The sequence below is a fragment of the Arcobacter sp. L genome (assembly GCF_000284235.1).
In the GTDB taxonomy this organism is placed as follows: domain Bacteria; phylum Campylobacterota; class Campylobacteria; order Campylobacterales; family Arcobacteraceae; genus Aliarcobacter; species Aliarcobacter defluvii.
In genome coordinates, this window is sequence record NC_017192.1 from 2,275,698 (window position 1) to 2,295,111 (window position 19,414).

The 19,414-nt window shown below is 26.1% G+C and carries 17 protein-coding genes; 6 read left to right on the forward strand and 11 right to left on the reverse strand.

The window, feature by feature from the left end; genetic code table 11:
• Positions 1 to 24 precede the first annotated feature (24 nt).
• The 3 genes from ABLL_RS11205 to ABLL_RS11215 all read right to left on the reverse strand — a co-directional run bounded on the left by ABLL_RS11205 (position 25) and on the right by ABLL_RS11215 (position 3,496).
• Complete coding sequence (locus ABLL_RS11205; RefSeq protein WP_014474925.1) at positions 25 to 1,353, reverse strand: cytochrome c; 1,329 nt, start codon at positions 1,351 to 1,353, stop codon at positions 25 to 27.
• Positions 1,350 to 2,744 carry a cytochrome c gene (locus ABLL_RS11210; RefSeq protein WP_014474926.1) on the reverse strand — a complete coding sequence of 465 codons (1,395 nt, stop codon included), beginning with the start codon at positions 2,742 to 2,744 and terminating at the stop codon, positions 1,350 to 1,352. Before ABLL_RS11210 ends, ABLL_RS11205 begins: the two co-directional genes overlap by 4 nt.
• 89 nt (positions 2,745 to 2,833) lie before the next feature.
• Positions 2,834 to 3,496: a response regulator transcription factor gene (locus ABLL_RS11215; protein WP_014474927.1), complete on the reverse strand. Its 663-nt coding sequence runs from the start codon at positions 3,494 to 3,496 to the stop codon at positions 2,834 to 2,836.
• Between the two features lie 105 nt (positions 3,497 to 3,601).
• Between ABLL_RS11215 and ABLL_RS11220 the strand changes: the two genes are divergently transcribed.
• Positions 3,602 to 4,156, forward strand: coding sequence for an N-acetyltransferase (locus ABLL_RS11220; protein WP_014474928.1), 555 nt, complete (start codon positions 3,602 to 3,604; stop codon positions 4,154 to 4,156).
• 9 nt (positions 4,157 to 4,165) lie between these two features.
• On the opposite strand, the gene ABLL_RS11225 is transcribed toward ABLL_RS11220, so the two are convergent.
• Positions 4,166 to 5,626: a DUF1007 family protein gene (locus ABLL_RS11225; protein WP_014474929.1), complete on the reverse strand. Its 1,461-nt coding sequence runs from the start codon at positions 5,624 to 5,626 to the stop codon at positions 4,166 to 4,168.
• Positions 5,623 to 6,552: a metal ABC transporter solute-binding protein, Zn/Mn family gene (locus ABLL_RS11230; RefSeq protein WP_014474930.1), complete on the reverse strand. Its 930-nt coding sequence runs from the start codon at positions 6,550 to 6,552 to the stop codon at positions 5,623 to 5,625. Before ABLL_RS11230 ends, ABLL_RS11225 begins: the two co-directional genes overlap by 4 nt.
• Before the next feature lie 120 nt (positions 6,553 to 6,672).
• On the opposite strand from ABLL_RS11230, the gene ABLL_RS11235 reads away from it, so the two are divergent.
• The 4 genes from ABLL_RS11235 (at position 6,673) to ABLL_RS11250 (ending at position 10,086) form a co-directional block, all read left to right on the forward strand.
• Positions 6,673 to 7,050 (forward strand): Fur family transcriptional regulator, encoded by a 378-nt coding sequence (locus ABLL_RS11235; protein ID WP_014474931.1) that lies wholly within the window; start codon positions 6,673 to 6,675, stop codon positions 7,048 to 7,050.
• On the forward strand, positions 7,047 to 8,339 hold the full coding sequence (nhaA, locus tag ABLL_RS11240) for a Na+/H+ antiporter NhaA (RefSeq protein WP_014474932.1): 1,293 nt from the start codon (positions 7,047 to 7,049) through the stop codon (positions 8,337 to 8,339). Before ABLL_RS11235 ends, nhaA begins: the two co-directional genes overlap by 4 nt.
• Positions 8,340 to 8,430: 91 nt before the next feature.
• The gene (locus tag ABLL_RS11245) at positions 8,431 to 9,183 is read left to right on the forward strand and encodes an SDR family NAD(P)-dependent oxidoreductase (protein ID WP_014474933.1); all 753 of its coding nucleotides are present in this window, start codon (positions 8,431 to 8,433) and stop codon (positions 9,181 to 9,183) included.
• Positions 9,184 to 10,086 (forward strand): AraC family transcriptional regulator, encoded by a 903-nt coding sequence (locus ABLL_RS11250; protein ID WP_014474934.1) that lies wholly within the window; start codon positions 9,184 to 9,186, stop codon positions 10,084 to 10,086.
• Positions 10,087 to 10,111: 25 nt separating this feature from the next.
• Here the strand turns inward: ABLL_RS11250 and ABLL_RS11255 are convergent, their stop codons facing one another.
• Both ABLL_RS11255 and pyrC read right to left on the reverse strand, forming a co-directional pair.
• The gene (locus ABLL_RS11255) at positions 10,112 to 10,657 is read right to left on the reverse strand and encodes a 6-carboxytetrahydropterin synthase QueD (protein ID WP_014474935.1); all 546 of its coding nucleotides are present in this window, start codon (positions 10,655 to 10,657) and stop codon (positions 10,112 to 10,114) included.
• Positions 10,658 to 10,681: 24 nt separating this feature from the next.
• Complete coding sequence (gene pyrC / locus ABLL_RS11260; RefSeq protein WP_014474936.1) at positions 10,682 to 11,695, reverse strand: dihydroorotase; 1,014 nt, start codon at positions 11,693 to 11,695, stop codon at positions 10,682 to 10,684.
• A 110-nt stretch (positions 11,696 to 11,805) separates the two neighbouring features.
• On the opposite strand from pyrC, the gene ABLL_RS11265 reads away from it, so the two are divergent.
• A complete protein-coding gene (locus ABLL_RS11265) occupies positions 11,806 to 12,192 on the forward strand; it encodes a nuclear transport factor 2 family protein (RefSeq protein WP_041654872.1) in 387 nt (128 codons plus the stop codon).
• 19 nt (positions 12,193 to 12,211) lie between these two features.
• Here ABLL_RS11265 and ABLL_RS11270 read toward each other — a convergent pair whose 3' ends face one another.
• From ABLL_RS11270 to ABLL_RS11285, 4 genes are read right to left on the reverse strand one after another with little or no spacing between them, the layout of a single operon-like run.
• A complete protein-coding gene (locus ABLL_RS11270) occupies positions 12,212 to 13,459 on the reverse strand; it encodes a dicarboxylate/amino acid:cation symporter (protein WP_014474938.1) in 1,248 nt (415 codons plus the stop codon).
• 1 nt (position 13,460) lies between these two features.
• Positions 13,461 to 16,517 carry an efflux RND transporter permease subunit gene (locus ABLL_RS11275; RefSeq protein WP_014474939.1) on the reverse strand — a complete coding sequence of 1,019 codons (3,057 nt, stop codon included), beginning with the start codon at positions 16,515 to 16,517 and terminating at the stop codon, positions 13,461 to 13,463.
• A 2-nt stretch (positions 16,518 to 16,519) separates the two neighbouring features.
• Complete coding sequence (locus tag ABLL_RS11280; protein WP_014474940.1) at positions 16,520 to 17,611, reverse strand: efflux RND transporter periplasmic adaptor subunit; 1,092 nt, start codon at positions 17,609 to 17,611, stop codon at positions 16,520 to 16,522.
• Positions 17,611 to 19,368 (reverse strand): TolC family protein, encoded by a 1,758-nt coding sequence (locus ABLL_RS11285; RefSeq protein ID WP_014474941.1) that lies wholly within the window; start codon positions 19,366 to 19,368, stop codon positions 17,611 to 17,613. The genes ABLL_RS11280 and ABLL_RS11285 overlap by 1 nt, the downstream gene beginning before the upstream one ends.
• Positions 19,369 to 19,414: the final 46 nt, after the last annotated feature.

Genomic DNA, 19,414 nt, shown 5'->3' on the forward strand with positions numbered 1-19,414 from the left:
ATAGAAAAATTATCTTGACAATTTTCATTTATTTGTATCTTTTAAAGAAAGAATCCAATCTACAAGTATTAAAGCTTCATCTGCTGTTATATCTTGTGCTGGCATTGGAATAACATCATATTTATTTGCACTTCCATATTGAATAGAGTGAATTAAAACATCTTTGTTTCTTTCTTTGTTTGAAACTTCTAAATATGAAGGTCCAACTAATTTAACATCCACACTATGACAAGCTAAACACCCTTTTGATTCAGCTAAAATTACTGGATTTTTTAAATCCATTGTAGGTTTATTAGCTAATTCTTCTTTATATTTTTTATATTCAGCAATTGAAGCATTCATAAACTCAGAAGTAGCTTGAGCTTGAAGAGCAAGTGGTTCAGCAAAAGATACAACTCTTACACCTTCTCTTGTTGTTGCCATTAAAAAAATTGAAACTACTACAAGAGCTATTGCTCTTAAAGCTGTTTGAGGAGTTACTACCTCATCATTAAATTTATTTAATACATATAAAAATGCAATAATTAAAAGTATTGAAGAAATAAATGGTAAATAAATAAATCCTGTATGCATTAAAGCTTCACTAATACGTGCTGTAAATACAAATGGTAATAAAGGCATTACAACAATATTTAAAGGAGTAGCAAGTAAGAACCATTTTTTACCTTGGCTAATTGCAATTTTTCCAACTTCAACCTCACCTTTTTTTACCCATCTAGCACCTATAAATATCATAACAACACCAGTTGCCATAAATGCTGTTAAAAAGAAATTTAAAAGTCTAAATCCAGTAACAGGAGTAAACATAATGTCCCAAATATTATTTATAGTTGCAAATAATTCTGGTTGCATATAAAGATTTGTCATTGACATAAATACAAAAGGAAGTGTAAAAAATGCTAAAACAGCAGATAATCCAATTGCTATATGAAAACCTTTATGATTTTGTAAAGCATGCCATGAAAATTTATAAGCATAAGAAAGTAAAAAGGCAATGATATTTCCATAAATAATATGTAAAATATGTGGACTAACTTTCAAAATTGCTGTATAAAAAAATCCTGTAAAAAGTACAGAGATTACAAGTAAAGGAGCAACTCCCCATAAAGCACCCATATTTTCTGAAACTGTTGTGTAGTTTGTCATTCTATATGCAAACTTATCGTAGTTTGAATCTTTTTTAAATACACCCATAATATTATAAATAACAGAAGCAGTTGAGGCTCCAATTAACATATATATAAAACAAATATGAACAACAAAAACTATAATTCCCAAAATACTAAAAAACTCTAAAGGAAGTCCTAAAGTTGGTGTAATTAATGGAATATCAAATGGTAATTTCCAATTCATTTTATAACTCCTTTAGTATTTAAAGATTTGATATAAGCTGCAAGTGCATCTTTTTCAGCTTCTGTTCCAACAAATGGAGGCATATATGGCGTTCCACCACCTGGAAGATTATTCAACCTATTTCTAATAGCATCATGTGACCAACCAGTTGTTAAACCTTTTAATCCATTAATACCATTTTGAGTATGACAGATACGACACTCTATTTGAAAAACTGACTTCCCTACTTCAATAATGTTTGATTTATCTTCATTTACTCTTTTTTTATTTTCATCTAAAAAAACAGCATGTTCTAAAATACCAACTTTATTTAAGTATGGAACGTCTGTAACTCTAATTCCATTTGAATACATATAGTTATAAATCAAAAAAGGTTTTCGTATAAACTCTCTTACTCTTTCTTCATATCCCCAAAGAACTAAAAATCCTGCAACCATTAAACTAGCTGCTAAATAAGGCATTCTTTTTGGAGAAAAATAAGCAATAATAGTTGTAATAACAATTGAGCCACCAACTCCAATAGCCATAAGATACATTAAATCAAATCTATCTTCAAATGCTCTTGTCATAACTGCTGTTGGTATCATGGCAAGTGCAGCTGCTGGAATTTCTGTGTAATACCAATAACCAAAAATTGCACTTATTGGAACAGTTATCAACATAATTCCTGCTAAAAATTTTACTAATCTTGCTTTTGCTTCCTTGTCTTCTTCATTTTTTGAAAAAGTTGCGATGATCCAAGTCCACATTATTGCAAGTGCTGCAGCGAATGCTATTGATGTAAATGTTCTAAAGGCAAGTGAAGGCCACCAAGTTGGATTAAATAAGGCATTATTATAGTTTACATTTCCAGGGTAAACTTCAGGGTCAACCCAAGGTTGTCCATCAAAATTTGGAGTAAGCATAAATGCTAAAATTGCAGTGATAATAACCATAGTTAACCATGAAGAAATAGCATAATAAACACCAATTCTTATAGTTTTAGCTCTACCTTGTGCAGTTTCTTGATTTTTTTTCCAACTCATAAATAGTAAAAGTAAAAGTACAACTTCAAAGTTAAATACAATCCACTCTATAAACCATTTCCAAAAAAATACTCTAATAAGCCCACCTATTGCATTTGGACTTAAAATATTGGCATGAATCCACATACCAACACCTGTTAATGCTCCAACTGATGTAGATACAATAAAGAAAACCATAACAACTTTAAATGTTAAATTATATGCTGCCATATCGTTTTTCTTATTTGCCCACCAAGCCATTGCAGCTAATACAATAGATCCACCAACTGCTCCTCCATGAGATACAAAAACATGAATAATTGCGTTTATAGCCATTAACATTCTTTGACCTATAAAAGGCATCTCAAAAATGGGGTAATCAAACATACCCAAATCCTCCCTATATATATATTTGCTTATGCAAATGCTATTTTAATGCTACTGTGTTAATTATTCGTTTGTGTTTTTTAGGGATTTTAAATGTTGATTTTATAACCATTTACTCTATTTGAAACGATAATATCATTTCCTAGAATTTGTCTAAGTTTATGTATATGAAAACGAATTACACCATTTTTATTATTACTATTTGCAGGATAAACTCCATTTTCTAAATTTTCAGAAGAGACAAATAAACCTCTAAATTTAAGTAAATAATCTAAAATCAAAAGAGGTTTTTCTCCTAAATGAACTTCTGTTTTATCAATCAGGATTTTTTTATGAAATATTTCATATTCGATATTTTTTCTTATATGAATAGAATCTGAATAAATTTTGAATTGTCTTCTAATAAGTGCTTTTATACGCAATAAAATCTCTTTTTCATCTATATTTTTTATAATACATTCATCACAGCCAGATAAAAAAGATGGTTTAATAATATTTGGAATTGAAGCTATAACCATTTTCATAGTCATATCATGATATTCATTTAATAATTGAATTAACTGAAATCTAGGAAGAGATTTTTCATTTATATTTATTAGATACAAATCATATAAATTATTATAAATACACTCCAAAAATTCACTATTATTACTACAAATATCTACTGAAAAATCATTATTTCTTAAAATTTCTATAATTTGAGAAATCGAATTATCACTACTTTCTAAAACTAAAATTTTTAATACCTTCAACAACTCTCTCCAATTTTACGATTAATAAAATTGTAAAATAAATCTATTAATTATCTGTTAGTTGAAATAGTATAGAATCACAAAAAAATTATATTTGGGAAAAAAATGATAAAACAAGCACAAAAAGATAATATTACAAATATTTCAACTCTTATTTTTGATGCAATTCATAATATTGCAAATACACTAACTGGTGAAAATGAAGAAAAACAAATACTAAAAACTTTAGATTTTTATATAACAATGGATATAAATAGATTAAGTTATAACAATATTTATACTTATGAAATAGAAAATCAAATAGTAGGATTATTACTTGCTTACAATTCAAATAATGTAAAAAAATTAGATAGCCCAATCTTAGAACATCTAAAAACTAAAAATATTTATTTAGATTCATTTGAAAAAGAGTGTTTTGAAGATGAGTTTTATATAGATACAGTTAGTGTTAATCCAAACTTTCAAGGACAAGGAATAGCAAAAAAACTTTTTGTTTATATAGAAGAAAAAGCAAAAGAGTTGGGATTTGAAAAAGTTTCTTTACTTGTTGATTTTGAAAATCCAAAAGCTTTAGCTTTATATGAAAAAATAGGATTTCAAAAGAACACTATCTTAGAAGTGGCAAACCATAATTATCATCATATGATAAAAATGGTTTGAAATTAAGATTTAAAAAACTTTAGAATTTAAAAGTAAAAATAAAGCTAAAATAAACATAAAAATTGGAGCAGCTATTTCTAAAATATTTGCAAATATTTGTGATTTATTTGATACTTTATTAAGAGTTACTCCTAAAAAAGATGAAGCAAAAATCACTGTTGCCATTCCAAGACTTATGCTTATACTTGCCAAAATTACTGCAAAATATGTTTTTAATAAAAAAGCATAAACAAAAAGTAAAACTGTTCCAGGACAAGGTATTATTCCAGCTGTTAAAACAAAAATCAAATCTTGTTTTTTACTTCTTTTTGTATCTATTATTGGTCTATTCTGACTTGTTTTTACAAAATTTATATTTTGTGGATTTAGTGAAAACTTTGTAGTTTCTAAAGGTACACTACAAGAACAACAAGCACATGATTTTTTAGTTAATTTTCTATATAAAATATATAAAGCTAAAAGCATTATAATAACTGCACAAAATGCTGTTACATATGAAATAGAATCTTCCATAAATCTATTTAAAACACTTTCAAGCACAAAAACAGAAAATAAAACTAAAATCAAAGCTCCAATAATATGAACAAAAGCAGTAACCAATGAAATAACAAAAGCTTCAAAATAAGAACTTTTTTGTGAAGAAAAATATGAGAAAGCCAAAGCTTTTCCATGACCTGGACCTAATGCATGAATTGCTCCATATAAAAATGAAGCCATAAGTAAAAATATCAAAGCAAATTTGTCACCATTTTCTATATCAACTAAATATTTTTTTATATTTAAAACAAATTTATCTAAAATATTTTCATTTTTTATTTGCTCATTTTTAACTTGTATTATTTCTTCTTTTTTTTCATTTTTAATTTCTTCAACTTTAGGAAGTAATACTTTTTCTTCTATTTTTTGTTCAGCTAAAGATGGAGCATTTATAGTAAAAATAACTTCATTTGTATTTGTCTGTTTTGATATTTTATAAGGTATATAAAATAATTGTTTCATATCTTCAAAAACAATCAAAAAATAACTCATATCATCAAAGATTTTTATTGTTAAGATGTTTTTATCATAAATTTTATAGTTTAAATCAATATTATATTCAAAATTTAAAATGGAATTTTTGTAAGTTAATTTGTAATTTTTTACTTTAAAAGGTAAAGGTTTTTTATCTATTTTATTATCATAAGAGATTGTAGTTAAGAAATTTTTTGGTTCTATATAATCAATCAAAGATTGTTGAATTAAAGCTAATTCTTTTTCTTCAAATTTTCCATCTAAATTCAAATCATAAATTTTAAATAACTCTTCTTGAAACTCTTTTGCAAAATTCCAATTTACTTTTAAAGTTTTTATATACTCTTTATCAGCTTTTATTTGAGTAGATACATGAGTTCTTGGACTATAAATAGAACATAAAGAGCATCCAAATAGGATACTCTTAAATAACAAAAATATTATAAAATATTTAATCATTTATAACTATTAGCTATTTCATTTGCCGTTTTTAATAAATCTTTTGACCAGTTTTCAGATAAAGGGTCAATTGCTACAACATTTGCTCCAATATTTTTAGAGATTGTTTGTGCACTTTTTTGAGAAAATTGTGGAGAAACAAAAACTATTTTTATGTTATGTTTTTTAGCTTCTTCTATTAACTCAACTAATTCATTTGGTTTTGGTTCTTTTCCTTCAATTTCAATAGAGATTTCTTCAATTTCATATCTTTTTGCAAAATATCCCCAAGAAGGATGGAATACCATAAATGCTTTGTCTTTATATGGAGCTAAAATATTTTTAATATCAGCATCTAAAGTATCAAGTTCTTTTAAAAACTCTTCATAATTTGTTTTATAAAAATCACTATTTGCGGAATCAATTTTTACCATTGCTTCATAAATATTTTTTGCTTGAATTTTTACTAAAATTGGATCTAACCAAATATGTGGATCTAATCCAGTATGGTCATGTCCATGTTCTTCATGCTCATCTTCATCATGGTCATCATGTTTCGCTTCATGTTCATGTTCGTGTTTTGCTTCATGATTAGCTTCTTCATCGTGATGTTCATGTTTTGCCATTTCTATTTTTTCAATTCCAATTGTTGTATCAACAAATAGAGTATTTTTTGCACTTTGTTTTAATTTTTCTAACCAAACTTTTTCAAAAGAATCTCCAATTAAAAAATATGCTTTTGAAACAACTAAAGATTTCATTTGAGATGGTTTTGGTTCATAATTATGAGGAGAAGCTCCTGGTTTAACCATTACATTTATCTCATATTTATCTTTTACAATTTTTTGAACAAAATATTTTTGAGGTAAAATATTTACAGTTAATTCTGGCTTTGAAGCATATAAAAATGAACCTAAAGCAATGAATAAAAATATAATTCTTTTCAAATTTTTTCCTTTACTATTTTGCAACCAAGTTGCAATTTTTTTGTAATTCTAATCTCATTAATCTTTAATGCAACTTAGTCGTAAAACTAATTTTAAAAAAAAATTGCTATAATCTTAACTATGAATATATTAGATAATTTAACAAACATTACAAATATCAAGCTTACAAGTGCTAGAAAATCTATTTTAGAACTTTTAGTAAATTCAAATAAACCTTTATCTTACGAAGATATGAAAGATTATATTTCTATGGATAAAGCAACCTTTTATAGAAATATTACTATTTTCGAAGAGGAAAATTTGATAAGTTCTTTTGAATCAAATGATAAAAAAAGATACTTCGAAATTAAAAAAAATCAACACTCTCACTTTATTTGTTCAGAGTGCTCGAAAATTGAGTGTATTCATGAAAAATTAGATTTTGTTATGCCTGGATATAAAATTGAAAATATTATTATCAAAGGTATATGCAAAAATTGTATGGAAGGAAAAGAATGATAAAAAAGTTTTTAGTAATTGAAGATTTTATTTCAAAAGAAGCATTAAGTGGAATTATTCTGTTTATTGCTACTGTTGCAGCTGTTATTGTTGCAAATTCAAGTTTAGGTCAAGCTTACTATGATTTATGGCATATGCCTTTAGGTATAACTTTAGGTGATAGAACTATTTCTATGAACTTAACTTATTGGATAAATGATGGGTTAATGGCTCTATTTTTTCTTATGGTAGGACTTGAAATAAAAAGAGAAATGATAATAGGTGAACTTTCAAGTGCAAGTAAAGCCTCTTTTCCAATCGTTGCTGCAATTGGAGGGATGGTAATCCCAGCTTTGATTTATGTTGCATTTAATAGTGAAAATCCAATGGGATTTGGTATTCCAATGGCAACAGATATTGCATTTGCTTTAGGTATCTTAATGCTTTTAGGTACAAAAGTAAATCCTGCTGTTAAACTATTTTTAGTTGCCCTTGCTGTTGTTGATGACTTAGGTGCTGTTTTAGTAGTTGCCACTGTTTACACAAGTGAAATTAAATTTGAATATTTTTTACATGCAGGAATTGCATATGGACTTATCTGGTTTTTAAATTACAGTGGTGTAAAAAAAATCTTACCATATCTAATTTTAGGAATATTCTTATGGGTATTTATCCATGAAATTGGAATTCATGCGACAATCGCTGGAGTTTTATTAGCTTTTGCTATTCCAATTAGTTCTAAAATAGATGAAAAAGAGTTTATTCAAAAAACAAGAGATTCAGTAGATGATTTTGAAAAAAATATTGATGAAATTCCTATTTTAAATCATCATCAAACAGATGCTTTAGAAAGTATTGCTTATGGATATGATAAAGTTCAAAATCCATTAGTTAGACTTGAGCATAACCTACATGGTTTATCTGCATTTTTTATTATGCCTTTATTTGCATTTTCAAATGCAGGAGTTTTAATAGACTTCACAACAGTTTCAGCAAATCTAATGATAGTTTCAGGAGTTGTTTTTGGATTATTAATTGGAAAACCAATAGGTATTTTTGGTTTTACTTATCTTTTAACAAAATTAAGAATTATTAAAAAACCTGAAAACATCTCTTGGTTTGAAGTAATTGCAGTTGGTTTCTTAGGTGGTATTGGATTTACAATGTCAATTTTTATCACTCATTTAGCTTTTGTTGATGAAGGAATTATTGCTGCTGTGAAACTTGGAATCTTCGGAGCTTCATTTATAGCTGCTGTATTTGGTATTTTATTAATTTTAGCAAGTAATAGAAAAAAATATAACTCTTAAAATTAGAGAATTAGGCAAATTTTATAGAGTTTTAATCTAACTATTTTCTCTTTTATTCTTATATAATCAAAAAAAACATAAAGGATAAAAGATGAAAATAGCACTTATTACTGGTGGTAGTAGAGGTTTAGGAAAAAATATGGCTCTACAACTAGCAAAAAAATCTTATAATATAATTTTTACATACAATAATTCAAATAATGCTGCTTTAGAAGTTATAAAAGAAATAGAGAGTTTTGGGCAAAAAGCATTTGCAATAAAACTAAATACCTTAGAAGTAGACTCTTTTGATATTTTTGTAGAAGAATTTAAAAATTGTCTAAAATTAAATTTTGATACAAATTGTTTTGATTTATTGATAAACAATGCAGGAATCGGAATAAATAACTCTTTTGAAAATACAACTCTAAAAGAGTTTGATGATTTGATGAATATACATATTAAAGCACCATTTTTTTTAACTCAAAAACTACTTCCATATATCAAAGATAATGGAAATATCTTAAATATTTCAACAGGGCTTACAAGATTTAGTTTAGATGGATTTTGTGCTTATGCAACTATGAAAGGAGCGGTTGAAGTTATGACAAAGTATCAAGCTTTAGAGTTAGGGAAAAGAGGAATAAGTGTAAATGTAATAGCACCTGGAGCAATTGAGACTGATTTTGGAAATGGTGTAGTTAGGGATAATGAAGAAATAAATAAAGTAATTGCTTCTAAAATTGCTTTAGGAAGAGTTGGTGTTGCAAATGATATTGGAGAAGCTGTTGCTAATTTAGTTTCATCAGAATGTAAATGGATAAATGGACAAAGAATAGAAATTTCAGGAGGAATGTGTTTATAAATGAAAGATTTACTTGAAGAGTTAAAAAACTTAGTTTTAAAAGAGAGTTTGATTGAGGGAATTAATACTACAAATATTCCTTCAATGATAATTTTCAAATCTTCAAATATAACAAAAGAGTTGCAAACAGTTTATGAACCATCACTATTTGTAATTTTACAAGGAGCGAAGATTGTAACTATTGGAAAAAAAGTTATAACTTATGATAACTCCTCTTTTTTAATCTCATCTACATATCTTCCTATTTCAGGAAGAATAGTAAAAGCTTCAGAAAATGAACCCTTTTTATCTTTTAAAATCTCTTTTACTTTAGAAGAGATTTTTGAAGCAATAAAAGAGTTTTCTATTACTTTAGATAAAAATAAAAGTTCTTTAGCCCTTTGCTCATATAAAATTAATGAAGAATTATTGGATACAGTTTTTAGACTTTTTAAACTTTCTAAAAAAGAAAAAGATATAAAAACTCTTTTAAAAATGTATAAAAAAGAGTTACTTTACCATTTACTTATCACTAATAAAACTATTGAACTTTTACAACTTAGTTTTATTGAAGGAAATGCTTATAAAATTTCAAAAGCTATCTCTTTTATGAATAAAGATTTATATGAATCTTTAAGTATAGAAGAGATTGCAAAAAGAGTAAATATGAGTGTTTCTAACTTTTTTAAATATTTTAAAACTTTTACAGCATTAACTCCTTTGCAATATAGAAAAATACAAAAACTTCAAGAAGCAAGAAGATTGATGATTACACAAAATATGGATATTTCAGGAGCTGCTTTTCAAGTTGGTTATCTAAGTAACTCCCAATTTAGTAGAGAATATACCTCTTATTTTGGTATAAATCCTAGTTTAGATATAAAAAATATTAAAAAAAGTGGTATTGCCTTATTTAATACATAGCTAAAATTTTTTTCCATCATAATAATTAAAAAGATAAAATTTTAATCAATTCATCTTTTTCTTTCCATTCATTTATAACTTCCTTAGAAAAAACTACTTTTTTGATGTCTAATTCAATTAATTCCATATCTTCTCTAAAAGCTTCTGCATAGCCTGTTTTAGTTTCATGCACTCTCACGGATGTTACTAAAACATCCCCTTCTGCATTTGAAAAAGTTGTGTTTTTTAAAATATGATCTATAAACTTTAAGAACATTAAACTATAAGATTCAGCACTTGGAGATACTGGCATTTCTATCCAACGTTCACTATTAGTTTTAAAAAAGTTTTTAAACTCTTCTTTTTCTTCACTCCACATTGAATAAGCATGGTCAAAAGAGTCTATAATATTCTCAATATGTTTTTTTGTTAAACCAAAATCTAAAATCATATAGCCATTATCCAACTTATTTGAAGTAAAAAATACTTCAACAATATAAGAGTGTCCATGAATTGACTTTTTACATCTATTTGTAGAACAGTTTCTCACTATATGAGCACCTTCAAATTTAAATTTTTTTCTTATAATCATCTTCTTCTCCTTTGAATAAATTATTTATTCAATACTCCAACGCAAAGTTTTACCAGCAAACATTGGAACTACTTGTTCAGTTTCATTACTATAAATTTCTGGAACTATAAAATCTTTTTTGATTAAATTAACTTCTTTTTTAATAGGCATTAGATTATAAATTCTTTGTGCATTTAAACTTACAAAATTATTTAGATTGTCTAATTTTTCATGCTTTTCAAATAATTCTGTTAAAACTTGTAGTGCTATTGGTGAAGAGAAAATACCTGCTGCACCATCTGCTGCTTCTTTGTTATTTTTTGGATGTGGTGCAGAATCTGAACCAAACATTATTTTAGGATGAGCGTCTAATACAACTTTTAATAAAGCATCTCTATCTTCATATCTTTTAACTATAGGTTTACAAAATAAATGCGGATTTAATCCTCCACCAGCAACATCATCAAGAGTTAAAAGAAGATGATGAATTGTAACTGTTGCATATAAGTTTTTATATTTATCCAGTAAAGTTACTGCTTCTTTAGTTGAGATATGCTCCATAATTATTTTAAGATTTGGGAAATTTATTGCTAAAGATTCATAAATAGGTAAAAACTCTTTTTCCCTATCCATTACAAAACCTTTTGTTTCTCCATGTACACACAAAGGTATGCCTAATTTACTCATTGCTTCAAGAGTTGATCTTAAAATTTCAACATCCATTGAAGATACACCAGTTTGGGAATTTGTTGTAACACCAAAAGGATAAAGTTTTACTGCAATTATCTCATCTTTTATATCTTCTAAAAATGAATATGTATAATCTACTTGAAAAAATATCGTAAGATAAGGATTAAAATCATCATCTTTACAAACTTCTTTTATTCTTTTTTTATATGATAAAAGAGCTTCTTTTGTAGTAATTGGAGGAACAAGATTTGGCATTACAAGTGCTCCTACAAAATCTTTTGATGTTTTAGAAGCTACAAGTTTTAACATCTCATCATCTCTTAAATGAAGATGCATATCTAAAGCAGAATTTATAATAAATCTTTCCATATTAAATAATTTCCTTTTTTTATTTTGGGCATTTTAACTAAAGAGTTTTTAAATGCAACTAAGTTGCATTTAAATCTTATTTGCTAATATTTCAATTAAAAAGGGGAAAAATGAGAAAAATGCCTTTAGATATTCTTGAAGCTTGGATGAATGCAATTAATACTGCTAATATAGAAAAACTACTTAACTTATATGATGACCACGCTGTATTAATTCCTACATTTTCAAATAGATTATTAAATACACCAGATAAATTAAAAGATTATTTCGAAAAATTAGGTAGTAGAGAAGAACTAAGTATTGCCCTTCATGAAAAAACTGTGATTTCTCAAGAAATTCAAAATCAAATTTTTTCATTAAGTGGTATTTATAATTGGAGATTTGCAGTTGATGGTGAATTACTAAACTTTGAAGCTCGTTTTAGTTATGTTTTAGATATTTCAAGACCTAAGCCTATTTTACATCACCATTCATCACAAATACCACGTATGTTATAAAGTTTAAATAGGTATTAATTTATTTAATACCTAAAACTCTTTTCATAAATAAAGAAGCTGTTAAATCCCCTGTTACATTTATTGTAGTTCTGCACATATCTAATATTCTATCAACTCCTAAAATAAGTGCTATTCCTTCAAGTGGAACTCCAATACTTTGTAAAATTGTTGCAAGTATTACAATACCAACTCCTGGAGTACTTGGTGTTCCAATTGATGCTCCAACAGTTGTCAATGCTAAAATAACCAATTCAAAAAAAGATAAATCTATTCCAAAAATTTGAGTTAAAAAAACTGCTGCACTTACTTGATAAAGTGCTGTTCCATCCATATTTATAGTTGCACCCAAAGGTATTACAAATTTTGAAATAGTTGGAGGTATATTTAGTTTTGTTTCTGCTGTATTAATTGAAAGTGGCATCACTGCAGCCGAACTTGAAGTTGAGAAAGCCATAAGTTGAACTTCTTTTATCTTTCCTAAAAATTGAAATGGTTTCATATTTGAAGAGAGATAAACTATAATTAAATAAAAACACAAAAGTAATATCAACCCAAAAAGTACAGTTAAAATATACATAAACATTGAAGAAATTGCTTGAAAACCTATTTTTATTGTTATATTACAAATAAGTCCAAATACTGCATAAGGAGCTAGTTTCATAGCCCATTCTACTATTTTCATTGAAAAAGCTTGAATTGATTTTGATAAATCAACCAAAGGTTTTGATTCCTCTTCTTTTAGATTTAAAAGAGCAACTCCAACAAAAATAGCTAAAACAACAAAAGCTAAGATATTTCCTGCAAGTTCCGCTTTTGCAACACTTACAGGTATTAAATCAACTATCATATCTGGAATTGATATATTTTGTATTGTTTTTGCTACTTGAGTATTTGCTACACTCATTTGAGATATTACTTCTTTTGAAACATACGAACCTGGATTAATTATAGTTGTATTTATTATCCCTAAAACTACGGCAACTAATGTAGTTAAAATAAAATAAGGGAAAATAAAAAATCCCAATTTTTTTAAAGTTTCGACACTTTGAGCACTTACAATTCCTAAAATTATAGAACTAACAACTAAAGGAATAACTATCATTTTTATTAATGCTAAAAAAATATTTCCAATCAAAGCTATCCATGGAGCTAACATAAAAGAAAGCTTTTCATCTACCATTGCAAAAGCACTTGGAGATAAAAGTAAACCTAAAATCAAACCAAGAATCATTCCAACAATAACTTTAAACCACAATTTTTTTAGCATCTTAATCCTTTTTTATTTTATAAAATATTGCATATAAAACTGGTGTAAAAACCAAAGTAAGAATAGTTGAAACCATTAATCCAAATATTATAGAAATTGCCATTGGTTCCCACATAATTCCTCCACTATACCATAAAGGAACAAGTCCTAAAACAGTTGTAAGTGTTGTTAAAACAATTGGTCTAAATCTACTAATACTAGCTTCAATTATAGCTTTATATGGTGAAAAACCATTCTCTATTTCTTCTATTTTTATTCTTTCAAGTAAAACAATTGCATTATTTATAACTATACCTGAAAGAGAGATAATTCCTAAAAGAGTCATAAATCCAAAATATGAATTTGTAATAAATAATCCATAAGAAACTCCAATTATTCCCAATGGAATAGAAGTTAATATAATCAAAGGTTTTTTTATAGAATTAAACTGCGCAACCATCAAAAGTAAAATTGACATAAAAGCAATCGGAAGATTTACAACAATTGAATCATTTGCTTTTCCAGAAGCTTCATATTCTCCTCCAAACTCATAATAATAACCAAGTTCAAAAGATTTTGAAAACTGCTCAAGCCAAGGTTTTATATCTTCAAAAACCAAAAGTGCATTATAACCTTCTTCTATTTCTGCTCCTACTGTTATTGTTTTTAATCTATCTCTTCTTATTATATTTGATTCTTCATAAACTACTTTTATTGTTGCAACTTGAGATAAAGAGATATTTTTTCCACTTGTTTGAGAATATACATTTACTGTTTGCAATCTATTTATATCATCTTTTGTATCTTCATTTGAACGAAGAATAATAGGAATCAATTTATCATCTTTTCTATAAGTTGCCACTTCAAAACCACTTAGATTTGTTTGTAAAGAAATAGCAATATCAAGATTTGAAATACCTTCTTTTAATGCTTTAGCTTCATCAATCTGAACAACTAATTTTTTATTTCTAATTCCCCAATCATCAACAATATTTTTCACTCCAGCTATTTTTGATAGTTCTTGCTTCACTTTAGAACTTAATTCAAAAAGTTTATTAGTATCTTTTCCACTAATTCTTATCTCTATTGGTTTTTTAACTGGTGGTCCCATTGCTAAAGTTTTTGCATTTATTTGCATATCTGGGAATTTTGATTTTGCAAAATTTTCTATATCTTCTTCAATTTTTGGTAAAACTTCAGTATCTTTTGTATTTATCAAAATTGTACTATATTCACTACTTGCCAACTCTTGTTCATAAGATAACCAAAATCTAGGAGCACTTTCACCAATAAAAGAGACAAAATTTATCACTTCATTATCACCATTTTTAGATGACATATATTTCTCTTTTATATATTTTTCTATAACTTCTACATTTTCTTTTGTAGTTTCTATTGCTGTTCCGATTGGAAGTCTAATTTCAGCTGTAAATGTTGACTCTGTTGCTTCGGGAAAGAATTTTTTAGGAACAGAATCTAATACTTTTAAAGAACTAATAAACAATAAAGTAACTACAATAACAGTAGCTATTTTATGATTTAATAAAAGATTTAAAAAATCTCTATAAAATCTAATCGCCCTACTTTGTTTTAACTCTTTAGTTAAATCTTTTTTCATAAAATATTTACTTAAAACAGGCGTTAAAGTAAGAGCTAAAACCCATGAAGATAAAAGTGTAATAGTTACAACTTTAAATATAGAGTTTGTATATTCACCTGTACTTGATTTAGCTAAAAAAATAGGTAAAAAAGCAGCTGAAGTTGTAAGCGCTGATGTTAAAAGAGGAATTTTTAGCTCGTTTGCACTTTGAATTGATGCTTCTACTACATTTTTTCCTTTTTGCATCAAAACCATAATTGATTCACTCATAACAATTGCACTATCAACAAGTAAGCCTAAAGAGATAATCAAAGCTGCGAGTGAAACTTGGTCTAACCAAATATCAAAAACTGACATAATTATAAATGAGGTTAATATTGACATTGGAATTAAAAAAGCCACAATTAATCCAGTTCTTAAACCCAAAGAAAAAAGCATAACTAAAATAACAAGCACCATAGCTTGAAGAAGATTATTCACAAAATTATTTATAATATGATCTACAATTTTTGGTTCATTAAACAATCTATCAAGTTTTACTCCTAAAGGAAGTTTATCTTGAACTTGTTTTGTCAAAATATCTATCTCTTCTCCAAGCTTGATAATATCGCCATCTTTTTTCATAGAAATTGCTAAAATAATCGAATCTTTACCATCTTTTTGAACTATCAAAGAACTTGGATTTTTATAATCAGCTTTTATATTTGCAATATCTTTTAAATAGACTTTTTCTCCTGTATTTAAAGGAATTATTGTATTTGATATTTGTTCTATATTTTCGTAATTTCCTGATGGCTCAATAGATAATCTACTTGATTCTATTTTGATATTTCCTCCAGAAAGTACAATATTTTTACTCTCTAAAATATTTTTTAAATAACTAGCACTTAAATTCAATCTAGCTAATTTTGAGTTATCAAATTCAACATAAACAACTTGTGGTTGAATACCAATAATATCTATTTTTGCAACATCATTTAATCTTAAAAAAACATCTTTTGTATCATTTGCGATATCTTCAAGTTCTGCTTTACTTAAACCATCACTAGAAATAGAAATCAAAGAACCATAAACATCACCAAACTCATCATTTACTATTGGTTTTAAAGCTCCATCAGGAAGTTCTCTTGTTCCATCATCTACTTTTCTTCGTAAACTATCCCAAATTGGGCGCATATTTTTATGTTTTTCCAAAATATTTACAAAAATTATAGAAACACCACTTTTTGAAGTTGATTTAATAAAATCAATTTCACTCATCTCTTGAATCTTTTTTTCTAATTTATCAGTTACAAGTTGCTCTATTCTTTTAGCACTTGCACCTGGAAAATAAGTCACAACTGTTGCAGTTCTTATTATAAATCCAGGGTCTTTTGCTCTTGGCAAATCTAAAAAAGAGATAATTCCATAAATAAAAATTAAAATAGCAAAAACAATGGTTACTTTGTCATTTTTTAAAGCAAAAGAAGTTAGATTCATTTTTAGTTGCCTATTGCTTTTTCATTTCCAATAACAACAGCCATACCTTCAAAAACTTCACTCATTCCTGCTTTTAAAACTAAATCATTTTCATTTAAACCACTTATTACTTCATATCCTTCTTTTTGTAAGTTACCAACTTTTATATTTTTTCTTTTTGTAAAATAGTCATTACCATTTTTTTCTATTACATAAACAAAGTAACCATCTTTATCATTTAAAACAGAGTTAGAAGGAATTAGATAAACTAATTTTTTTCCTTTTTCTTCAAAATTAAAATAAACATCCGCTGACATTCCTACTTTAATCAAAGGATTTTTTTCTTCTAGTTTTACTATTACTAAATATGTTTTTTCATTTGAAGAAGCAACTTTTGATATTTCTGAAATTTTTGCATTGACAACTGTATTTATTGAATTAAAAAATACTTTTACAAAATCCTCTTTTTTAATTTTATTTATAAACATCTCTGGAATATGTATTCTAACCTCATCAACAAACTTATCACTTACCAAAACTATTGGTGTACCAACTGTTACATTTTCATTTTCATTTACAAATTTTGCTCCAATTACTCCATTTATTGGAGAATATAACTCTGTATAAGATAGTTGGAGTTTTGCATATTCTAACTCTTTTTTTATATTTTCAACTTTTGCTTTACTTGCTTCAAAAGAACTTCTTGCATTATCAATATCACTTACACTTGCATTTTGATTTATATATAATTTTTTTACTCTTTCATAAGAATTTTTTGCATTTTGTAAACTTGCTAGTGATTCACTTAATGCATAATTTACTTGAGAAACTTTCAATTCATAAGGTTTTGAATCAAGTTTTGCAATTAAACTATTCTCTTTTACTTCATCACCAATTTGTATTTTAAAATAGTTCAAATTTCCTTGAACTTTAAAACTAAGTTTTGTTTCATTTGAAGAAGAAGCAACAGCATTAAAAATTCTTTTTTCTAAACCATCTTTTATTGTAGGTTTTATCACAAAAACTGATTTTTTACTCTCTTGTTTTTTATTTTCTTCTTTCTTCTGACAAGCTGTAAAAAAAAGTAAACATCCAATTAATAGAATTTTTATCATTATGATTCCTTTGTTACTTTTAATATTTTTTTCTCTAAATCATCTTTTTTGTTCATATCAATTAATATATCAATATTTCCACTAAAATAGTAAATTGAACTTAAATCAATCAAATAATCAATTATTGAAATATTTTCATTTAATTTTGAAACTATATAAGCATTTTGAGCATCTAATAAAGAAATAATATTTTCATTTCCCATTTTATATCTATCTTGAATTAGTTCAAAATTCTTTTGGGCAAACTCTTGAGCTGTTTTTGAAAAAGATATTTTTTCATAAGATTTTTTTAAAGAATCATAGTTTTGTTCTACATTTTTTTCAATCAGATTTTTTATTTCATTATATTGAAGTTTTAAATTGAGTAATTCAACTTCATTTTTTTCAATATTTACAGATTTTAAACCACCTTCATAAATAGGTAAAGTTAAATTTATAACTGCTTGATATTCATCATTATCCCAATATCTAGTAGTATTTGAACCTTGTGCATATCTATCTACAATTTTTTTTGCATTTCCTTCAAAGGCAATAGTTGGTAAATATCTTGAAGCTTTATTCATCTTATATTCTTCATTTTTTGCAACTATCAAATCATGTAATTGTTTTAAAGCAGAATGAGAATAGATAATTTCATCTAAAAATAACTCTTGTACTTTTTCATTTGAAATAAAATTTATTGAATCTTGATTCAAAAGTTTAAAGATTTTTGATTCCATTCCATAATTGAAAAAAGAGAAATTTTTATTTATTTGTAAAAGATTTGCTAACTCTATTTTTAAATAATCTAATTCATTTATAGAGTTTGCTAACTCTATATTTACATTTGCTAATTCACTTTCCCATCTATAAACATCACTTCTATCTTGAACACCGATTTCTACTCTTTGGTTTGCAAAACTTAGATTTTGTTTGATAAAATTTTGTTTGATTTTCATAATATCATTATGATTACTTGCTTTTATAATATTTAAATAAGTAAGCACTACACTATAAAAAACTTCATCAATTTTTGCCTTAACACCATTTTTATTTGATTTTTCAAGTAATTCTTTGATTTTTATATTTTTTATTACTTTATCTGAATAAATCAGTTGAGTTAGTTTTACACCAACATCAACTGTTCCTTCACTATATAAACCACTGCTATATTTTGCTCTATCGCCATCCATTTGAATTAGATTTGAATAAAAATCAATTTGTGGTTTATAGTTTGTTTTTGATTCATCAACATCTAATTTACTCAATTTCATACTATTTAGACTTTGTAAGATTTGAAGATTGTTTTGTTTAGCTAAAGAAAATAAATCTTTTAAATCTATATTATTTTCACTTTTTATTTCTTGTTTTTTTTCTTCAAAAAATTCATTTTTTAAATGTAAATATTTATTCTTTTTATTCTCTTTTAAATATTCAAATATTAATAAAGCACTAGCTCTTATTAGTTTATTTTCTTCATACTTTGAATATATATGATTATAAGTAAGTAAAAAATTTGAACTATTTTTTAACTTTTCTGGTTTTTGTAGTAAAGAAAAATCATAACTTTTTAGTTTAGTTTCACAAGAATCTTTACAAACATCTATTTTAAAATTTATTTTATCATCACTTGGAAATAGATGTTTCAACTCTTCTTTTATATTATCTACATATTTTTCAGATTCTTTATCAACTAAAAAATTTAAATTATAATCTTTTGCATATAAACTATTTAGAAATAAAAATTCCAAAAATATAAAAAGTAATTTTTTAGCCATTAAGTTCCTTAAAAAAGTTTTATAAAAATAAAAATTTAAAGCTTAG

Bases quoted from the DNA above. Each gene is read 5' to 3' on its own strand.
- ABLL_RS11205 (WP_014474925.1), bottom strand. From the start codon at position 1,353: ATGAATTGGAAATTACCATTTGATATTCCATTAATTACACCAACTTTA.
- ABLL_RS11210 (WP_014474926.1), bottom strand. From the start codon at position 2,744: ATGTTTGATTACCCCATTTTTGAGATGCCTTTTATAGGTCAAAGAATG.
- ABLL_RS11220 (WP_014474928.1), top strand. From the start codon at position 3,602: ATGATAAAACAAGCACAAAAAGATAATATTACAAATATTTCAACTCTT.
- ABLL_RS11225 (WP_014474929.1), bottom strand. From the start codon at position 5,626: ATGATTAAATATTTTATAATATTTTTGTTATTTAAGAGTATCCTATTT.
- ABLL_RS11235 (WP_014474931.1), top strand. From the start codon at position 6,673: ATGAATATATTAGATAATTTAACAAACATTACAAATATCAAGCTTACA.
- nhaA (WP_014474932.1), top strand. From the start codon at position 7,047: ATGATAAAAAAGTTTTTAGTAATTGAAGATTTTATTTCAAAAGAAGCA.
- ABLL_RS11245 (WP_014474933.1), top strand. From the start codon at position 8,431: ATGAAAATAGCACTTATTACTGGTGGTAGTAGAGGTTTAGGAAAAAAT.
- ABLL_RS11250 (WP_014474934.1), top strand. From the start codon at position 9,184: ATGAAAGATTTACTTGAAGAGTTAAAAAACTTAGTTTTAAAAGAGAGT.
- ABLL_RS11255 (WP_014474935.1), bottom strand. From the start codon at position 10,657: ATGATTATAAGAAAAAAATTTAAATTTGAAGGTGCTCATATAGTGAGA.
- pyrC (WP_014474936.1), bottom strand. From the start codon at position 11,695: ATGGAAAGATTTATTATAAATTCTGCTTTAGATATGCATCTTCATTTA.
- ABLL_RS11265 (WP_041654872.1), top strand. From the start codon at position 11,806: ATGAGAAAAATGCCTTTAGATATTCTTGAAGCTTGGATGAATGCAATT.
- ABLL_RS11270 (WP_014474938.1), bottom strand. From the start codon at position 13,459: ATGCTAAAAAAATTGTGGTTTAAAGTTATTGTTGGAATGATTCTTGGT.
- ABLL_RS11275 (WP_014474939.1), bottom strand. From the start codon at position 16,517: ATGAATCTAACTTCTTTTGCTTTAAAAAATGACAAAGTAACCATTGTT.
- ABLL_RS11280 (WP_014474940.1), bottom strand. From the start codon at position 17,611: ATGATAAAAATTCTATTAATTGGATGTTTACTTTTTTTTACAGCTTGT.
- ABLL_RS11285 (WP_014474941.1), bottom strand. From the start codon at position 19,368: ATGGCTAAAAAATTACTTTTTATATTTTTGGAATTTTTATTTCTAAAT.